This is a genomic window from Cellulomonas humilata, assembly GCF_030814415.1.
In the GTDB taxonomy this organism is placed as follows: domain Bacteria; phylum Actinomycetota; class Actinomycetes; order Actinomycetales; family Cellulomonadaceae; genus Cellulomonas; species Cellulomonas humilata_A.
In genome coordinates, this window is record NZ_JAUSVB010000001.1 from 414,736 (window position 1) to 431,774 (window position 17,039).

The window sequence follows — 17,039 nt, forward strand, 5'->3', positions numbered from 1 at the left end:
GTGCGGCGCTTCCACCCACACGGTGAGGGGAATCCGGACATGAGCATCGACGACGCATGGCGCGCCGCCTTCGCGGAGTTCGACAACTCGGGCGTCGACAAGAGCATCGACGGGATCCTCACGCCCACGGGGGCGGGGACCGACGCGTACGGCGACCCGGAGTTCCGTGAGGCGGTCCTGCGGATCGTCGAGGAGCGGCTCGAGGAAGAGACCGACCGTCGGGCATGGCGTCGCGGGTCGGAGGTGTTCTAATGGCTCCCCCAGCAAGCCCGCCCGCGAGCCCACCGGCCAGCAACCCGCCGTCGAGCCAGAAGGCGTTCCTGGAGACGGAGGACGGCACCCAGGTCCCGTGCCTGTTCAACCCGGCGCAGCTGAAGATCACGCGCAGCAACACGTGGGCGGGCGCGGCGCTGCCGGGTCGAGGCGTGACGCGGCTGCGGTACACGGGGGCAAACTCGGGCGTGCTGCGGGTCGACCTGTTCTTCGACACCACCGACAAGGGCACCGACGTCAGCGCGCACACGGGCAAGATCGTCGCCCTCATGGAGGTGGACCCGGCCCTGCCGGGCACGGACGAGACCAAGCACAGCGCCCGCCCGCCGTACGTGACGTTCCACTGGGGCGACCTGCACTCGTTCAAGGCGGTGATCGCGCACCTCGACCTGACGTTCACCTACTTCTCCAGCACGGGCACGCCGCTGCGGGCGACGATGGGGCTGGTGCTGCGGCAGTACGAGGAGTCGCAGGCGTTCGGCAAGCAGAACCCGACGTCCGGAACCCCGCGGCCGCACCGGGTGCACCGGGTGCAGGCGGGCGAGACCCTCGACCGGATCTCCGCGCAGTACTACGGCGACTCGACGAAGTGGCGCCTGCTGGCCTCGGCCAACGCGATCGCCGACCCGCTGGCGCTGCGGCCCGGGTCGATGCTGACGATCCCGAAGCTCGACTCATGACGAGCCCGATGGTCGGATACGAGGCGGTGAACCTCAAGGTCACCGCCGAGGGCGTCGAGCTCCCCGACGACTACCAGGTCCTCCAGGTGCGGGTGCAGCTGGGGCTGCGGGCGGTCGGGCGGTGCACGCTGACGTTCGTCGACGACAACTACGCCGTCGTGGGGTCGGGCAAGCTGAACATCGGGAAGGCCGTGTCGGTGGCCGCCGGCTACGACGACCTGCTCGGCACCGTCTTCGACGGCACGGTCACGTCGGTCGCCAGCGAGGTGGACGGGTACCGCGGTGCCACCCTGACGGTGGTCGTCCAGGACCGCGGGTACAACCTGCTGCGGGACACGAACATCGAGTCGTTCACCAACATCTCGTACAAGGACATCGTGTCGCGCCTGGTCCAGGAGGCGGGGCTCTCGCTCGGCACGATCGACCTGCCGACGGCGCCCGTGAAGTACGCGCTGCGCAACGACACGGCCCTGGGCCTGATCGACGAGATCGCGCAGCGCACCGGCCGCGACTGGTGCATCTCGGGCCACACGTTCTCGATGTGGTCGGCGGTCTCCGGGAGCGCACCCGGCGCCCAGCCCGTCTCGATCACGGTCGGCATGGACGTCATCTCGTTCTCCGCCCGGCAGGTGGGCGACGGCGACACCAAGGTCACCGTGCGCGGCTGGGACCCGGTGGCGCAGTCCGCGGTGGTGGGCACGTCGACCACGCCCACCTCGCGCGCGGGATTCGACGTGAGCACCGCCGGTGCGCCGAAGTACACGCGCGTGGACGCCCGTGCGGCGACACGTTCCCAGAGCGACGCGACGACGGCCGCCGTGGCGATCGCCGCCCGCACCGGTCGCGTCGTGGCCACCGGGAAGGTGCAGTACACGGCACTGATGGTCCCGGGCGGTCGCGTGACGGTCGGCGGGGCCGGTCCGTCGAACGGCAACTACTACGTCCGGGAGGTCACCAACACCTGGATGGACGGCAACGCGGTGACCCGGTTCGTGGCCGGCGACCGGGACCCTGTGCAGCTGTCGGACCCGTGGGAGAGGACCGCGCCGGTGTCGAGCTTCCGGCGCAGCGGGCTCGCCGTCGGGATCGTCGACAACGTCAAGGACCCCGACGGGATGGGTCGCGTCAGCGTCTCGCTGGCCACCGCGTCGGACGAGGCCACCACCACGTGGGCGCGCGTGCTCGGCCTGGGCGCCGGGGCGGGGCGCGGCCAGGTGGTGCTGCCCGAGGTCGGCGACGAGGTGCTCATCGGCTTCGAGGACGACGACGTGACGCGGCCCGTGGTGCTGGGCGGGCTGTACGGGAGCAAGTCCACGACGCCGACGGCAGCCGTGGACAACAACGGTGCCGTCATCACGCGCGCGCTCACCAGCCGGCTCGGGCACGTGCTGGAGATGAGCGACGGCACCGCGCCCGCGACCCAGCACGTGCTGCTCGCCGCGGCCGGCCTCAAGCACAGCCTGCGGATCGGAAAGGACCGGGCGGACCTCAAGGTGCCCGACGGCATCCCGCTCAAGATCACCGCGGGCACGTCGTTCATCGAGTTCGACGGCAAGGGCGGCATCACGATCGACGCGACCACGGTGACGATCAAGGCGAAGACCAAGGTCGAGACGTCCGCCGCGGAGATCGACACCAAGGCCACCGGCGCGCTGAAGCTGCAGGGCACGCAGGCCTCCCTCAAGGGCACCGGCATGGCGGCCGTCGAGGCGGGCGGCATCCTCGAGGTCAAGGGAGCGATGGTGAAGATCAATTGAGCGAGCTCTCCGCGACGCCGACGTCGGACTTCGTCGGGCGCGGGTTCACCTGGCCGCTCGGCGTCGACCACACCGGCGCCATCGCACTGACCCGCGCGGGCGGGGACCTCGAGGACTCCATCCGCGTGGTCCTGCTGACCGCCCCCGGCGAGCGGCTCATGCGGCCGCAGTTCGGCTGCCGCATCTGGGACCTCATGTTCGAGCCCGTCAACGCCAACCTGCTGGGCCTCATCAGCCAGGCGGTGCGCGACGCGCTCGCGCAGTGGGAGCCGCGGATCGAGGTGGAGGACGTGACGCCCGTGCAGGACACGGAGTCCTCCGGGACCGTCCAGATCACCATCGCCTACCGCGTCCGCGCCACCAACGACCGGCGCAACCTGGTCTACCCCTTCTACGTGATCCCCCGCGAGGACGCCTGATGCCGCTCGACCCGCCGAACCTCGACGACCGCACCTTCCAGGACATCGTCGACGAGACGAAGCGCCTGATCCCGCGCTTCACCCCCGAGTGGACCAACCACAACGTGTCCGACCCGGGCGTCGCGCTGATCGAGCTGTTCGCGTGGGTCAGCGAGATGGTGCTCTACCGCGTCAACCAGGTGCCGGACCGCATGTACGTGCACTTCCTCAACCTGGTGGGCATCGAGCCGTTCCCGCCGAGCGTCGCGCGCGCGAACCTCACGTTCTGGCTGTCGTCGCCGGCCGACCGCGTGGTCCGCATCCCGGAGGGGACCGAGGTCTCGACGGCCCTCGACGACGCCGACGCGACCGTGTTCTCCACGGCGAACGAGGCCGTCGTCAGCCCGCCGACGCTGACCACCGCGCACACGTCGAACGCCCAGCACCTGCAGTCCACCGACGTGTGGGACGACCTGACGCTGCCTGGACAGTCGGCCGTCTGCTTCCCGTCGTCGCCGCTGGCCGAGGGCGACGCCCTGTACCTGGGCACGAAGGAGTCGCTCGCGGGGTTCGCGATCCGGCTCGACCTGGCCGCAGACGCGCAGGGCATCGGCGTCGACCCCCGCAACCCGCCCCTGGCCTGGGAGGCTTGGAACGGCAAGGCGTGGGTGCGGACCATCGTGGAGTCCGACGGCACCGGTGGCCTGAACAAGGCCGGGTCGGTGGTGCTCCTGGTGCCGCAGAAGCACGAGCCGCTGGTGCTCGGCGGCACGCTCGCGCACTGGCTGCGCGTCCGCCTGCTGCGACCGCAGCCGGGCCAGCCGACGTTCCAGGCGTCGCCGCGCATCGCGTCGATCGCGCTCCAGGCGATCGGCATCACCGTGCCCGCGGAGCATGCGAGCGCGCAGCCCGCCGAGCTGCTCGGCCGCTCCACGGGGGTCACCGGGCAGTCGTTCCTCGTCTCGACGACCCCCGTCGCGGCACGTCGCGACGACGAGCACGTCGTGGTGGTCGACCGCCGGGGCACGCACACCTGGCAGGAGGTGCCGGACTTCTCCGCGTCCGGGCCGAACGACCGGCACATCGTGTGGGACTCCAACACGGGCGCGGTGCAGTTCGGCCCCGCCATCCGGCACCCCGACGGCGTGGTCCGCCAGCACGGCGCGATCCCGCAGGACGGCGCCGAGATCCGCGTCACCGGCTACCGCTCGGGCGGCGGCGCGCACGGCAACCTGGGCACCCGGACGCTCACCGCGCTGCGCACCGCCCTGCCGTTCGTGGCGTCGGTGACCAACCTGGAGCCCGCGACGGGCGGGGTCGACGCCGAGACGCCGCAGGAGGCCAAGGCCCGCGGGCCGCTGACGCTGCGCACCGGGCAGCGGGCGGTCACCGCGTCGGACTTCGAGGCCATCGCCCGCCAGGCGTCCATCGAGGTGGCCCGCGCGCGGTGCCTGCCGGCGGCCGAGAGCGGGTCGTCGGTGGTCCGGGTGCTCGTCGTGCCCCAGCTGCGCACCGACCCGCGCCTGCACAAGATCGACGACTTCGCGCTGTCCACCGAGCTGCACGACGCGGTCGGGAAGGCCCTGGACGTGCGGCGGATGGTCGGGGTGCCGATCGAGCTGGGCACGCCGTACTACCAGGGCGTCAGCGTCGCGGCACTGGTCCGCACCCTGCCCGGCCGGCCCGCCGCGATGGTGCGGCAGCGGGTCGTCGACGCGCTCACGCGCTTCGTGCACCCACTCACCGGCGGCGCGGACCGGACCGGTTGGCCGTTCGACACCACGCTGACGGCGACCGCCGTCACGCAGGTGATCGAGGCCGTCGAGGGCGTGCTCTCCGTCGACGAGCTCCAGCTGTTCGAGTACGACCTGCGCACCGGGCGGCGCATCGGCGGCGGGCGCGAGTCGATCGTCCTCGAGCCGCACACCCTGTTCCTGTCCGCCGAGCATCGCGTGGTCGTGCGATGAGCCGCGACCAGGACTGGCTGCTGCGCCAGCTCCCGCTGGGGATGGTGTCGGAGGACTTCTTCGTCCGCTTCGTGTCCATCTTCCAGGAGCAGGCGGGCACGCTCCTCGCGCACGCCGACAACCTCGCGTACCTGGCGGACATGAAGCTCACGCCGCCGGAGATGATCCGGTGGATGGCGCAGTGGCTCGGCCTGCCCGGGATCGACCCCGAGTACAGCGAGGCCGTGCAGCGGCGCATCCTGGCGACCGCCGCGGCGACCCTGCAGCTGCGCGGCACCACCACGGGCCTGACCCGGCTGCTCGAGCTGTACTCGGGCGGTCCCGTGATCGTCAGCGAGGGCGGCGGCATCTTCGAGCAGGGCGAGGCACCCGTCGGGCCCGCCTGGGTGGTCATGGAGGTCGCGTCGACCGGGCTCCTGGAGGAGGCGGACTTCCTGTCCCTGGTGCTCGACGAGGTGCCCGCCCACGTGCACGCGGAGATCTGGGTGGCGCAGCGCCGCATCTGGCCGACGCCCGAACGACTGGCCGAGAGGGAGGCGTCATGACGGACGTGGTCGACGATCCTCAGACGGACGGCACCATCGTCATCGCCTGCCCGGAGTGCGGGACCCCGTCGCCCGTGCACACCGACCAGCGCCTCGCCGAGGACTTCTGCCCGACGTGCGACTACCCGCTGTTCTGGGCCCGCCCGTCGGTCGCGCCGGCCGGCGTCGAGGGCCGCACCGACGACGCCCTGCGCCGCGCGCCCGGTGCCTCGGGGAACGCGACGCCCGCCACGCTGGCGTGCCCGGTGTGCGCCGAGCTGAACGTGCCGCCGGCCGATCTGTTCGTCCCGGCGCTGTGCGTCCGGTGCGGGGCGGACCTGAACCCGCCCCCACCGCCGCCGCCTCCCCCGCCGCCCGCGCCGCAGCCCGTCATCATCGTGCAGCCCCCACCGCCGCCCGAGCCGTGCGGGCACCCCGAGACGTGGGTGGTGGTGCTGGTGACGGCGCTGGTGACGGCGCTGGTCGTCGTCCCGCTGACGCTGCTGGTGATCTGGCTCTTCTGACTCCCCGACGGTGCGGCGGACCTCGCTGGTCCGCCGCACCTCGGGCGTGCCGATCGGGTCAGGCGGCTTCGCAGGACACCGTGGCGCCTGCCCCGGTGCCCGTGCCCTGGAACCCGAACGACGTGCTCTGCCCGGCCGCGAGCCGACCGTTCCAGGCCGCGTTCGCGACGCTGAGCGATCCCCCGCTGCCCGTCATGACCCCGTTCCACGCCTGACCTGCCGTGGCGCCGCTGGGCAGCGTCAGCCGCACGGTCCACCTGGTGACCGCGGAGCGCGCGGTCACCGCGACGTTCGCGACGAAGCCGCCAGGCCACTGGTCGGACACCGTGTAGGTCGCACTGCACCCGGAGGTGCCCTGCGTGGGCGTGGGCGTCGGGGTCGGCGTCGGCGTGGGCGTCGGAGTGGGGTCGGGGCCGAGAGTGAGGTTCTTCTGCTGGGCCGTCCACCCGTTGCCGCACAGAGCGCAGTTCTGCCCGACGAACGCGCGTCCCGCCGTGGTGTCGCCCTTGAGCTGCCACCGGAACCACAGCTGCGCAGCGCGGCCGAACTCGCCGCCGTTGGTCTGCCCGTACGTCCCGCCGTGCCCGACGTTCAGGTTGCCCATGAACGCGGGCAGCCCGGAGGGGAGCTTGCCCCAGTCGTCGATGGCGTTCGGGTACGCGATGTCGCTCGGGCCGCCGATGATGTAGACGATCGGGTGGTCGAGCCGGCGCAGCTGGTAGTCGTCACCGTCGTTGAGCAGCCCGCTGCTGAAGATCCCGGTCGTGGTGACCCGGGGGTCGCCCGAGACCGCGTAGGCCTCGATCCCGCCGCACGAGAAGCCGGCGACGCCGATCTCGCTCGTGTCGAGGCGGTTGTACAGCGCGCTCGTCGAGCGGGAGTTCTCCGCGACCGCCCAGTCGATCGACTGCGTGAGCCAGGAGGAGCTCGAGCTGCCACCGCCGCCCGGGTTGCCGTTGGAGATCACGAGGAAGCCGTGGGAGGCGATCTCCTTCAGGAAGTTCACCGCGGACGTGCCGTCCGCCGAGCAGGCGCCGTTGCTCCAGACGACGATCGGCATGCGCTGCGACGGCAGGGTCGACGGTCGGTAGATGGTGTGGTTGGGCAGGCTGCTGGAGGTCGAGTAGTCGGCCGGGTTCGGACCCGAACCTCCCGGCGCTGCGGCGGCCGGCAGGAGCGCGGACGATCCGATCACGGCGGCGGCGGCCAGGGTTGCGGTCAGTGCGGTACGGATGAGCAGTCGTCTCATGGGATTCCTCCGAGGTCGCGCGATGCTCGTCCGGTGCGCCGACGAAGGCCACGGACGCCGGCGTCCGACCCGCCGCGGCACACACCGGTCGAGCGCCTGTGCAGCAACCGTTGCGGCAGTCAGGAAATATGTCTAGAAGTTCAGCGCCGTCCACACCTGGCTAAATGATTCCGCCCCGTGGTGGCTCGGCGGGGTCGTCGGCCGCGACGAAGTGCGTCACCCATGACGCGGCATCGGGCCAGGTCGGCTCCATCACCTCGATGAGCCGCTCCTGCGCGAGCGGTCCGAGCGCCGAGTGGATCTCGAGGAACAGCTCACGCGCCTCCTGCCGGGGCCACGGGTCGGGCAGCAGGTGCGGCGGCAGATCGGGGTCGGTGAACGCGAACCCTCGCCAGGCGTCCATGAGCGTCGTGCGCGCGACGAGCGCCTGAGCAGCAGCGACCCGCCCCGCACGAGTCGCCGCACGCAGCTCAGCGTGCTCGTCGACGAACCGTCGGTAGGCGGACGCCAGGCCCGTCAGGTCGTACGCGACCGTCGGACCGGCCTCGTCGTCGAACCGCACGTGCAGCACGGACCAGCGCGCACCCGGGGCGGCACCCAGGATCTCGCCCATCGCACCGCGCACCGGCTCCGCGTCACGGTCCGGGCTGATCCACATGCTGTCGTACAGCCGGGCGAACCCGAGCTCGCCCAGACGCTTGCGCACCGCGTGCCGCTGCGCCTGCGCGGACTCCGGGAGCGAGTACGAGACCCCGAGCCAGGTCCCGTCCCACGCCCGCGGGGCCGCCCCGAACGCGAGGAAGCGGTGCATCGTCGACCGGTGCCGCGCGATCGTCTGCGGCGTGAGGCTGTACACCGGCGGCCGGGCACGGCCCCGCGTCGCGACGATGCCTCGCCGGGTGAGCCGGGACAACGCGGCCCTCGCGCTCGCCGGGCTGATGCCGAACTCGCCGAGCACGGCGACCACCGTCGTCGCGGGCAGTTCCGCGTCCGAGGAGTCGAGGTACTCACCGAGCACCGTCGAGAGCAGGTGCTGCGGGTTCGGTCCGGACTGCACCCGAGGCACGTCGACCTCGCCCGCCTGTGCCTCCACGCCGTCAACCTAGTGGGCAGGAGCCTCCGGTCACGGTCCGGAGACCGAGACGTTCCCGCTCTGCGACGCGACGAACGTCGTCGCGCCGGTGTACCTCGCCCGCACGTTCTCCGTGACCCCCGCCGCGGGCGTGTAGGTGCACGTGGCGACTCCTGCGGTCAGCGCGACGGCGCTGCAGGAGGCGATGGCCGTCGCAGGTCCGGCCGCCGGGACGACCTCGAACACGACCGTCCCCGTGGCACCCGACGGGCTGACCGTCGCGGTGAGGACCCCGGCGGCGGCCGTGATGCCGGTGGTCGTCGGCGTCTGGACCGTCACGGTCACCTCGAGGCTGGTGGACGGGCCCCACGACCCGGCGCCGGAGTACGCGACCCGCAGCGAGACGTCGCCCGTGCCCCAGCCGGCGTCGGCGGTCGCGGTGACCGTCTGGTTGCCTCCCGTGGCGACCACCTCGTCGCCCACATCGGTCCACAGGCCGGCGGGCGTCCGTCGCTGCAGCTGGAGCGTGCCGGGTTCCACGGTGCCGCCACCGGACGCCGGCTGGACGCGCGTGGCCACCGAGACGGTCCCGCCCACCGCGACCGTCGCGGCGCCCACGGTGGCGGACGTCGTCGTCGGCCGACCCGTGACGTCCATCGTCACCGATCGGAACGTGGTGCCCGCGGGGATGGTGCCGCCCGTCACCGTGACCACCCAGCCGCCCGCGACGGTCGCCGTGACCGTGGCGGCGGTGTCGGGCAGGAACAGGATGGAGTCGCCGCCACCGACGGCCACCGTGACCGGCGTCGCCGTGGACCCCTGCGTCACGGTCGCGAGCACGGTCGCGGGCGCACCGGTCACGGTCGACGTGGCGCGCAGCGCGAGCTGCGTCTCGCGCACGGTGACCGCGGCGGGCACCACCCCGGTGCCGTTCGCCGGGACCTCGAGCGGCGCCGTGTGCGTGCCGAGGTGGCCGGACGGGCCCGAGACCGTGACGGTCCAGGGGCCGGTGGGCACCTGGTTGAACGTGGTCGTGTACGTGCTGGCACCCGCGCCCGTGCGGACGACCGGTTGCGCGGCCGGTCCGGTCAGGGTGGCGCTCGTCAGGCTGACCAGGGCACCCGTGAGGTCGGTGCCGTTCGCCGACGTCACGGTCACCTGCACCTGGCGGGTCACGTCCTGGAGCAGCAGGTCGACGACGATGCCCTGCCCGGGTTGCACGGCGACGGTCCGGCTGGCCCCGAGCCCCTCGACCGTCGTGGAGACCGTGTAGGTGCCGGCCACCACGACCGGGAACGTGTACTGACCGTTGGTGGTGGACATGACGGTCCGGGAGGCGCCCGTCTCGGGGGTCAGCGTCACCACGGCGCCCGAGACGGGGTCGAGACGGCCGTTCGCGCGCTGGTGCTGGACCAGCCCCTGGATCGAGCCCGACGGCGTGGTCATCGGCACGCTGATGGACGGCGTCTCCCCCGGCGGGATGGTCACGGGCAGCGACAGCGGCGAGTACGTGGCACCGGAGATGTTCAGGTTGTACGTGAGCGGCGGTACGTCGATGAACACGTACAGCCCGCCCGGGCACGGAGCGGTGTTGTTGTCCGGGCCGCACGTGGGCGTGATGGTCCGCGGACCGGTGGAGTCCAGGTAGCTGAGCTGCATGGTCAGACCCGGCACCACCGTGGTGCCGTCGTACGCGCGGACCTGGAGCCCTCCGTTCTTCGCCGGCAGCCGGATCGTCGGCACGTCGACGTCGAGGGACCCCGTGATCGGGTGGGGGACCTGGACCTGGGTCGCGGGGACGGCGTCGTGCCCCGGAGCGGTCGCCTCGACCTGCCAGGCGCCCAGCACCAGACCGTCGGTGACGGTCGTGCCGGTGACGCGGTACGTCCCCGTCGAGCCGGTGGTGCCGACGAACGGCGTGCCGGCGACCCCCTGCCGCACCGCGATCTGCGCGCCGGGCAGGTCCTGCTCCAGCCCCGTGGTCAGCACCGACTTGACGGTGCCCTGCACCAGGCCGAGCCGCCGCACAGTGACGAGCTTGTCGTCGTCGGGCCCGTCCCCGGCCTCGAGCTGCACCTCCGTGGTGACCCGCTGGTGCCCGGGCGCCCGGACCTCGACCGTGTACGTGGCGGTGGGCAGGTCGCCGAAGTCGACGAACGTGTCGCCCGGGTGCGCCTCCCGCTGCTGCGTCGTCCCGTCCTGGAGCGTGATCGTCACGATGGCGCCCTGCACCAGCAGGTCCGGGTTCTGGGTGGTCCCGACGGTGACCCGCAGGAACCCGAACTTGCGGAGCGTGAAGACGAGCGCGGCCGGGTCCGGCGCCCGCGGCATCGCGACACCGGGATCGACCGTGAACGTCCTCGGCGCCAGGTCGTAGCCCGGCAGCGTCGCCGTGACCGTGTACGTCCCCGGCCGGATGAGCCGGCTGCCGGCCGGGCCGCTCACGTCGGTGCCCTGCGAGGAGTCCGACCAGACGACCGTGGGAGTCGAGCCCACCAGCACGGCGGTCAGCGAGAGCTGGCCGACCCCGGGCGGCGCCGACTGGACGGAGAACCGCACGTTGCGCACCGCGTCGGCCAGGGCGGTGCCGGCCAGACCCGGCGCGAAGTCGAGCGTCCCGGAGAACGGCACCCCCGCGGGCGACAGCGTGATCGTCGCCAGCTCGGACGTGGGCACGTCGGCCGCCGAGAACGGCTGGAAGCCGGGGGCGGTGACCGTCACGTCGACGCGCGGCTGCACCAGGGGCAGCACCATCGTGCTGCCCGGGCTGGTGCTCTCCTCCGGGCAGGCGCCGCCGTCGGTGCAGATGGTGAACCGGCCGGTGCCCGCGTTCGGGTCCGGGTTCGGCGCCGCGGGCGGCGTGATCGCCTGGGCGGACTGGCGCACGGGGGTCAGCCCGGAGAACCCCGTCGTCCCGGTGACCGTGACCGTGGCGTTGTCCACGGGGGTCTGCTGGCCGGCGACGAGCTGGGTGACGACGGTGCCGGTGACCTTGGCGACCGGCAGCGTGAGGACGATCTGGACGGACACCTCCTGGTTGAGGCCGACGGGGACGCGCTTGGGCAGCGAGCCCGTGCTGATGCCCGTCGCCGTCACCTGGTAGTCGCCCTTGTCGAGCCCGATGACCTGGGTGAGCCCGTTGATGTCGGTGGCGGGCGTGGGCGTGGCGAGCAGGGACACCGGGTCGGTCACGACGGTCGCCCCGATGGCGGGCACCAGCGCCGAGCTGCCGTCGGAGCGCATGACGGTCACGTTGAGCCGGCCCAGCCGGTCGAGCAGCGCGTCGAACCGTCGCGACGACCCGGGGACCAGCGACACGTTGCCCGGCACCGGCGGCAGGTACTCCTCGTCGGCCGGCGGGACCACGAACACGGTGTACGCGCCGGCGGTCAGGCGGTTGATCTCGTAGGACCCGTTGATCCCGATGAAGCTGCACGCGGCGCCCGTGATCTCACAGGTCGTCACACCCCGCGTGCACGGGGCGGTCGGCACCACGACGCCGGGCGTGGTCGGCACGGCGATGACGCAGGTGTCCGTCGACACGGCACCGACCCTCGCCTGGACCGTCCCGACGATCGACGGGGACAGCTCGAGCGCGACCGGGGTCGCCTCGACGACCTGCCCCATCGGGACGGTGACGTTGACGTGACCGTCCTCGTACCCGGGTGCCGAGATGGTCAGCCGGTAGAGGCCCGGCAGCAGACCGGGGTCGCCCGGCTTCGGGAACGTGTAGTCCTCGTCGGGCCCGGCCGTCGAGGTGAACCGGTTCGTGGCTCCGGACGAGTCGGCGACGTCACCGTTCACCGTGATCCGGCACCCCCCGTCCTCGGGGCGGATGTGCGGGCAGGTGACCTGCCCGCCGGTGCTCGCGTCGCGCACGCTGCCGCGGATGCGGGAGGTCGCGACCAGCCCGTCTCCGGGGATGGGCGTGAGGACCAGGTCCGCCCGGGACGTGCTCCCGCTGGTCACGGTGACCTGTGCGGACCCCGGCTCGTGCCCGAACACCGTGGCCGTGAGCACGTACTGCCCGGGGTCGATCCCGGACAGGCGGAAGGTGCCGGACCCATCGGACGCCGCCATCGTCTTGTACGTGCCGGCCGGTCCGTCGAGCGTGAGGCCCGCCCCCGCGAGGCCGCCGCCCCCGGTGGCCGTGACCGTGCCCTCGACCACCCCGCCGACGGACGTCATCACGATGTCGAGGGGGTCGATGCCTTCGGGACCGAGGTCGACCTGCCGCGTCTGCGTCGCGTAGCCGGCCCCGGAGACCGTCACCGTGTACGACGCGGGCACCGGTAGGTCAGGCAGCACGACCGTGCCGGCGCGGTCGCCCGTCACGGTCGTCGCGGTGCGCGTGACCTCGCCCGCCGACGCGGTCACCGTCAGCCCGCCGAGCCCCCCGAAGCCGCCGAGGGAGTCGGTGCCGCGCACGGTCCCGGACAGCGTCGCGACCCCGCTGCGCAGCGCCAGGTTCACCGTCCGCGTGCCGTCGGCCTCCAGGCGCACGAGGACGGACTGCACGCCCAGGCGCTCGGTGCCCGCGGTGACCAGGTAGGTGCTCGGGGTGGACAGCCCGTCGACCTCCCAGCGCCCGACGCGCCCGGTGGTGGCGGTCCGCGTGGTCACCGTCGTCGTGCCGTCGGAGAGCGTGATCTCGACGCCGCCGGCCGCACCGCCGGGGCCGGTGATCGTCCCGGACATCCGACCGTTCCCGGGGACCATCTCGAGCGTGAGCGGGGCGGCGGCCGCCTCCGCGCCCGTGACCATGAAGCGCTGGGTCTGGTACCCCGGCTTCGAGAGCACGATGAGGTAGCGGCCCGTCGCGGACAGGTCGGCGAACGCCCACGTGCCCTTCTCGTCGGTCGTCGTGCTGCGGCGCTGCGAGGCCTGGTCGGTCAGCTCGACCGGGAGCGCGAGGCCCAGGACCTTGCCCGCGTCCGTCGACGGGGACGTCTCGGCGGCCGCGAGCACGGCCGCGGCGGCGCGGCCGGGCGACGTGAGCGCCGCGAGCGCCACCAGCCGCCGGTCCGCGCCCGAGGCCGTCGACGGCGGCGTCTCGGTTCCTGCGGGCGTGAACGCCGACGCGGGCGCCACCGTCACCTGCACCCCCGCGGGCTCCGATCCCGTGACCTGACCTGCCACCCGGACGCCCGGGACCAGCGGCGCGGGACCTCCCGGGGGCGGGGCCTCCTCCTCGGTGCCGCCGCCGGTACCGCCATCGGTCCCGCCGTCGGTCCCACCGCCGTCCGTCGACTCGTCGGACGGCTTCTTCGCCTGCTCCTGCGACCGGTCGGCAACCACCTGCGACACCAGCGGCAGCGCCGCCAGCACGGCCCCGATCCACAGCAGCGACACCATCGTGATCGCGACGGCCTTGAGCACGGTCGACGTGAGCAGGGGACGCAGCGCGACCGAGCCGTCGAACCGCTGCGGCGCCCGCGCACCCGTGGCCACCACGTGGAACGGCGACCGCCGGGTGCTGCCGACCACGCGCGGCCGCAGCGCCCGGACCTGCCCCGGGATCCGGATGGTCTGGTGCGGGTCGAGGTCGACGTCGTCGGCGAACAGGGCGACCGCGAGGTCCGCGTCCCCGACCGCGTCGAGGCGCACCCGGACCGGCTGCTCCCCGGTGTTGGCCAGCACCACCTGGATCGCGCGCCTGCGGACGGTCCGGGAGTCCGCGGGCTCGACGCTGAGCACCAGGTCGCTGACGCCGTCGACCCGCAGCACCACCTCGGCCAGGGTCGTCGCGGGTGCGGCTCCGGGGGTGCGGGCCTCCACCGCGACGACGAACGGGTAGTCGCCGGGGGCGGCACCGACGGGGGGCAGCAGCGGCAGCTCGACCGTGACCGTCGCGTCCGCGGGCACGCCGGGGACCGCGACCGGCGCGGGCAGCCACGCACCCTCGAGGCCGATCGCGGAGAAGGCGATGTCCTGGGCCTGCGTCGTGATGTTGCGCGCGTGCACCCGCAGGACCGCGGACTGCCCCGGGGACGCATGCGCGCCGGGCTCGGCCAGGACGCTCGGGGCGCCCTGCGCGGTGCGCTGCGGTGCGACGGCCACGTGGATCCTCGCTCAGGGGGTCGGGATGGAGAGGTTGACCGTGAGCTGCTGGCTCGCGCTGACGGTCTGCGGGATGGAGGTGACCAGCACGGTGCCTGACGGCGTGGTGCGGACCTCGATGATGTAGTGCTCGGGGGCGCTGACGTCCTGGAACGTGTAGAACCCCGCGCTGTCGGTCGTCGTCGTGGCGACCGGCCCGGCCGCTGTGCCGTACTGCGCCGCGAGGTACAGGAGCACCGCGCGCCCCACCTGCACCTGGGCGCTGCCCTGCGTCACCGTGCCGGAGATCGCGGCGGGCGCGACGAGGACCGGGCTGAGGTCGCGGTTCTGCGACGCCGCGAGGACGACGATCGTCGAGGTCGGGCGGGTACCGGCCCGGGAGAAGGTCACGGTGTAGGTGCCGGGCGGGAGCGTGTCGACGACGTACCGCCCGACCTCGGAGGCCGGCGTGGACGCCGTGGTCACCACCCGCTGCGTTGTCCCGGAGCTCACCGTCACCGTCACGTTCCCCACCGCGCTGGTCGCCCCCGTGGTCGTGCTCTGCCGGACGACCCCGGAGATCGTGCCGTCGGCCGCCCGCATCGTGGCGTTCACCTGGGTCGCGCTGGGTGCCCCGGACGTGATGTTCCCGAACCCGTCGATGCTCACCGAGAGCACCTGCGACTCCAGGTCGGCCCGGGCGAACGTCACGGTGTAGGTGGACGGGACCCGCAGGCCGGTCACCTCCCAGCTCCCCGCCGGCGCGGACGAGCGCGTGACCGTCTGCGCCGTCACGGCCCCGTCCGTCACGGTCACCACGACCCCGCTGGGATCCCCGCCCGGCACGGTGACCTGCCCGCTGATGCTCGACTGGTCCTGACCGAGCAGCACGGAGACGCCCGTGAGCTCCTGGGCGGGCGTCAGCGAGAGGCTGAGCGTCGCGGGGGCGAACCCCTCCGCGGTCACGACGACGGTGTACGCGCCGGGGGTCGGCAGCCCGCGCAGCGTGAACGACCCGACCGGGTCCTCGGTGAGGGTCACGGTCTCGACGACGATCTGCCCGGCGCTCGCGACGACCGCCGCGCCACCGACCGGACCCGCGGCGCCGCTGACCGAGCCGGCGATGGACCCGTCGCCCGTCAGCAGCGACAGCTGGATCCCGCTGCGGTCCTCTCCCGCGGCGACGTCCACCCGCTGCACGGCGCTGGCGAACCCGGCCTTGGAGACCACCAGGTCGTACACCGCGGGCGAGGGCAGGTCGGCCACCTCGAACGTTCCGTCGGCGCCGATCGGGACGGTCCGCACCACCGCGCCGGTGCTGCCCGTCGCGGTCGCCTCGCCCGCCTCCGGCTCGACCTCGCCCGCGAGCGGCGGCACGTCGAGGGGCAGCTCCACCGTCAGCTGGGCCCCCCCGACGTCGTCCCCCGACACGGTGCCGGTCAGGGTCGCGGGCACGCCACCGACCACCACCGTCAGCCCCCCGACGGTCTGCCCGGTGGTGAGCTCGACCGGCTGGGCGTCCGGCTGCGCGGCCGCCGACGGGTACCAGGTGGGCGCGAACCCGGCTCCGGTCACCTGGATCGTGTACTCCCCGGCGGGCAGGTCGGACATCGCGAACGTGCCGTCCGTGCCCGTGGCCTGCGTCTTCACCGGCTGCGACGGGTCCTCCGCGCCGAACAGGAGCACCGTGACGTCCTGCGCGGGGACGCCGGTGCTCAGCTGGATCACCGTGCCCTCGACCGTCGACGTCCCCGTCTGGGCGGCCGCCTGCCGGGCCTGCGCCACCTGGATCGCCAGGTCCCGGTCGGCGGCCGACCGACCCACCACCGAGCTGAGCGCGATCGTGATGATGAGGGCGAACGTGGAGATGGCCAGCAGGAGCCCGAGCAGCCCGAGCATGCCCCGGGACAGCAGGGGCTTCTGCACGAAGACGCCGGACGCGGCCGGCGGAGCGTCCGTCGGCAACGCCGCCGGCCCCTCGAGCCGCAGCTCGAACGGCCGCAGCAGCGGGTCCCCCACGAACGGCCGCTTGGCGCTCGCGGCCAGCGCCACCGAGGTGCTCTGCCCCGGCGCGAGGCTGAACCCGTCGGGGTCGAACGTGTACGTCGTGGCGGCCTCGGGGTCGCGCGCGACGAGCCGCGCGTGCTGGACCGTGTTGCCGTCGTTGCGCACCACGGCGGCGAACGCGGCGACCTTGCCGGCGGTCACCGTCGCCGGCTCGAGGCTCACGGTCGTGCGCGCCAGTGCGGGGACCTCGATCGTGACGTCCTCGATGGCGATCGCCGCCTGGTCCGTCACGTCGCGGACCTGCACGGACACCCGGCGCTCGCCCGCCGGGATCCCCTCCGGCAGCGTCAGGACGATCGCGACGGACACGGACTCGCCGGGGAACAGCCGCGGCGACGGGTCCTCGATCTCCACCCACGACGGGTCCGCGCCGAGCACCCGGAGCACGTACCCGGAGATGACGTCGGAGCCGTTGGTGACGACGACCCCCAGCGTCGTGGGTGTCCCGGGGGTGGCGACGGCGCGCCGCGGCTCGACCGACAGGCGCAC

At 73.3% G+C, this 17,039-nt stretch carries 11 protein-coding genes; 7 read left to right on the forward strand and 4 right to left on the reverse strand.

All coding sequences use genetic code 11. The features are described 5' to 3' along the window. Positions 1 to 39 precede the first annotated feature (39 nt). From J2X26_RS01855 to J2X26_RS01885, 7 genes are read left to right on the forward strand one after another with little or no spacing between them, the layout of a single operon-like run. The gene (locus J2X26_RS01855) at positions 40 to 252 is read left to right on the forward strand and encodes a hypothetical protein (RefSeq protein WP_307489308.1); all 213 of its coding nucleotides are present in this window, start codon (positions 40 to 42) and stop codon (positions 250 to 252) included. Continuing rightward, positions 252 to 953, forward strand: coding sequence for a CIS tube protein (locus J2X26_RS01860; protein WP_307489309.1), 702 nt, complete (start codon positions 252 to 254; stop codon positions 951 to 953). The genes J2X26_RS01855 and J2X26_RS01860 overlap by 1 nt, the downstream gene beginning before the upstream one ends. After that, on the forward strand, positions 950 to 2,710 hold the full coding sequence (locus tag J2X26_RS01865) for a phage baseplate assembly protein V (protein WP_307489310.1): 1,761 nt from the start codon (positions 950 to 952) through the stop codon (positions 2,708 to 2,710). Before J2X26_RS01860 ends, J2X26_RS01865 begins: the two co-directional genes overlap by 4 nt. Then, on the forward strand, positions 2,707 to 3,129 hold the full coding sequence (locus J2X26_RS01870; RefSeq protein ID WP_307489312.1) for a GPW/gp25 family protein: 423 nt from the start codon (positions 2,707 to 2,709) through the stop codon (positions 3,127 to 3,129). Before J2X26_RS01865 ends, J2X26_RS01870 begins: the two co-directional genes overlap by 4 nt. Beyond that, positions 3,129 to 5,075 carry a putative baseplate assembly protein gene (locus tag J2X26_RS01875; RefSeq protein ID WP_307489314.1) on the forward strand — a complete coding sequence of 649 codons (1,947 nt, stop codon included), beginning with the start codon at positions 3,129 to 3,131 and terminating at the stop codon, positions 5,073 to 5,075. The genes J2X26_RS01870 and J2X26_RS01875 overlap by 1 nt, the downstream gene beginning before the upstream one ends. After that, on the forward strand, positions 5,072 to 5,620 hold the full coding sequence (locus J2X26_RS01880) for a phage tail protein (RefSeq protein ID WP_307489316.1): 549 nt from the start codon (positions 5,072 to 5,074) through the stop codon (positions 5,618 to 5,620). The genes J2X26_RS01875 and J2X26_RS01880 overlap by 4 nt, the downstream gene beginning before the upstream one ends. Further along, on the forward strand, positions 5,617 to 6,123 hold the full coding sequence (locus J2X26_RS01885; RefSeq protein WP_307489320.1) for a hypothetical protein: 507 nt from the start codon (positions 5,617 to 5,619) through the stop codon (positions 6,121 to 6,123). Before J2X26_RS01880 ends, J2X26_RS01885 begins: the two co-directional genes overlap by 4 nt. A 58-nt stretch (positions 6,124 to 6,181) precedes the next feature. Here the strand turns inward: J2X26_RS01885 and J2X26_RS01890 are convergent, their stop codons facing one another. The 4 genes from J2X26_RS01890 to J2X26_RS01905 form a co-directional block, all read right to left on the reverse strand. After that, positions 6,182 to 7,372, reverse strand: coding sequence for a cellulose binding domain-containing protein (locus tag J2X26_RS01890; protein ID WP_307489325.1), 1,191 nt, complete (start codon positions 7,370 to 7,372; stop codon positions 6,182 to 6,184). A gap of 160 nt (positions 7,373 to 7,532) precedes the next feature. Further along, complete coding sequence (locus J2X26_RS01895; RefSeq protein ID WP_307489327.1) at positions 7,533 to 8,465, reverse strand: PaaX family transcriptional regulator; 933 nt, start codon at positions 8,463 to 8,465, stop codon at positions 7,533 to 7,535. A 30-nt stretch (positions 8,466 to 8,495) separates the two neighbouring features. Continuing rightward, the gene (locus tag J2X26_RS01900; protein WP_307489330.1) at positions 8,496 to 14,504 is read right to left on the reverse strand and encodes a carboxypeptidase regulatory-like domain-containing protein; all 6,009 of its coding nucleotides are present in this window, start codon (positions 14,502 to 14,504) and stop codon (positions 8,496 to 8,498) included. 12 nt (positions 14,505 to 14,516) lie between these two features. Continuing rightward, entirely contained in the window at positions 14,517 to 17,039 is a 2,523-nt protein-coding gene (locus J2X26_RS01905) for a carboxypeptidase regulatory-like domain-containing protein (RefSeq protein WP_307489332.1), read from the reverse strand.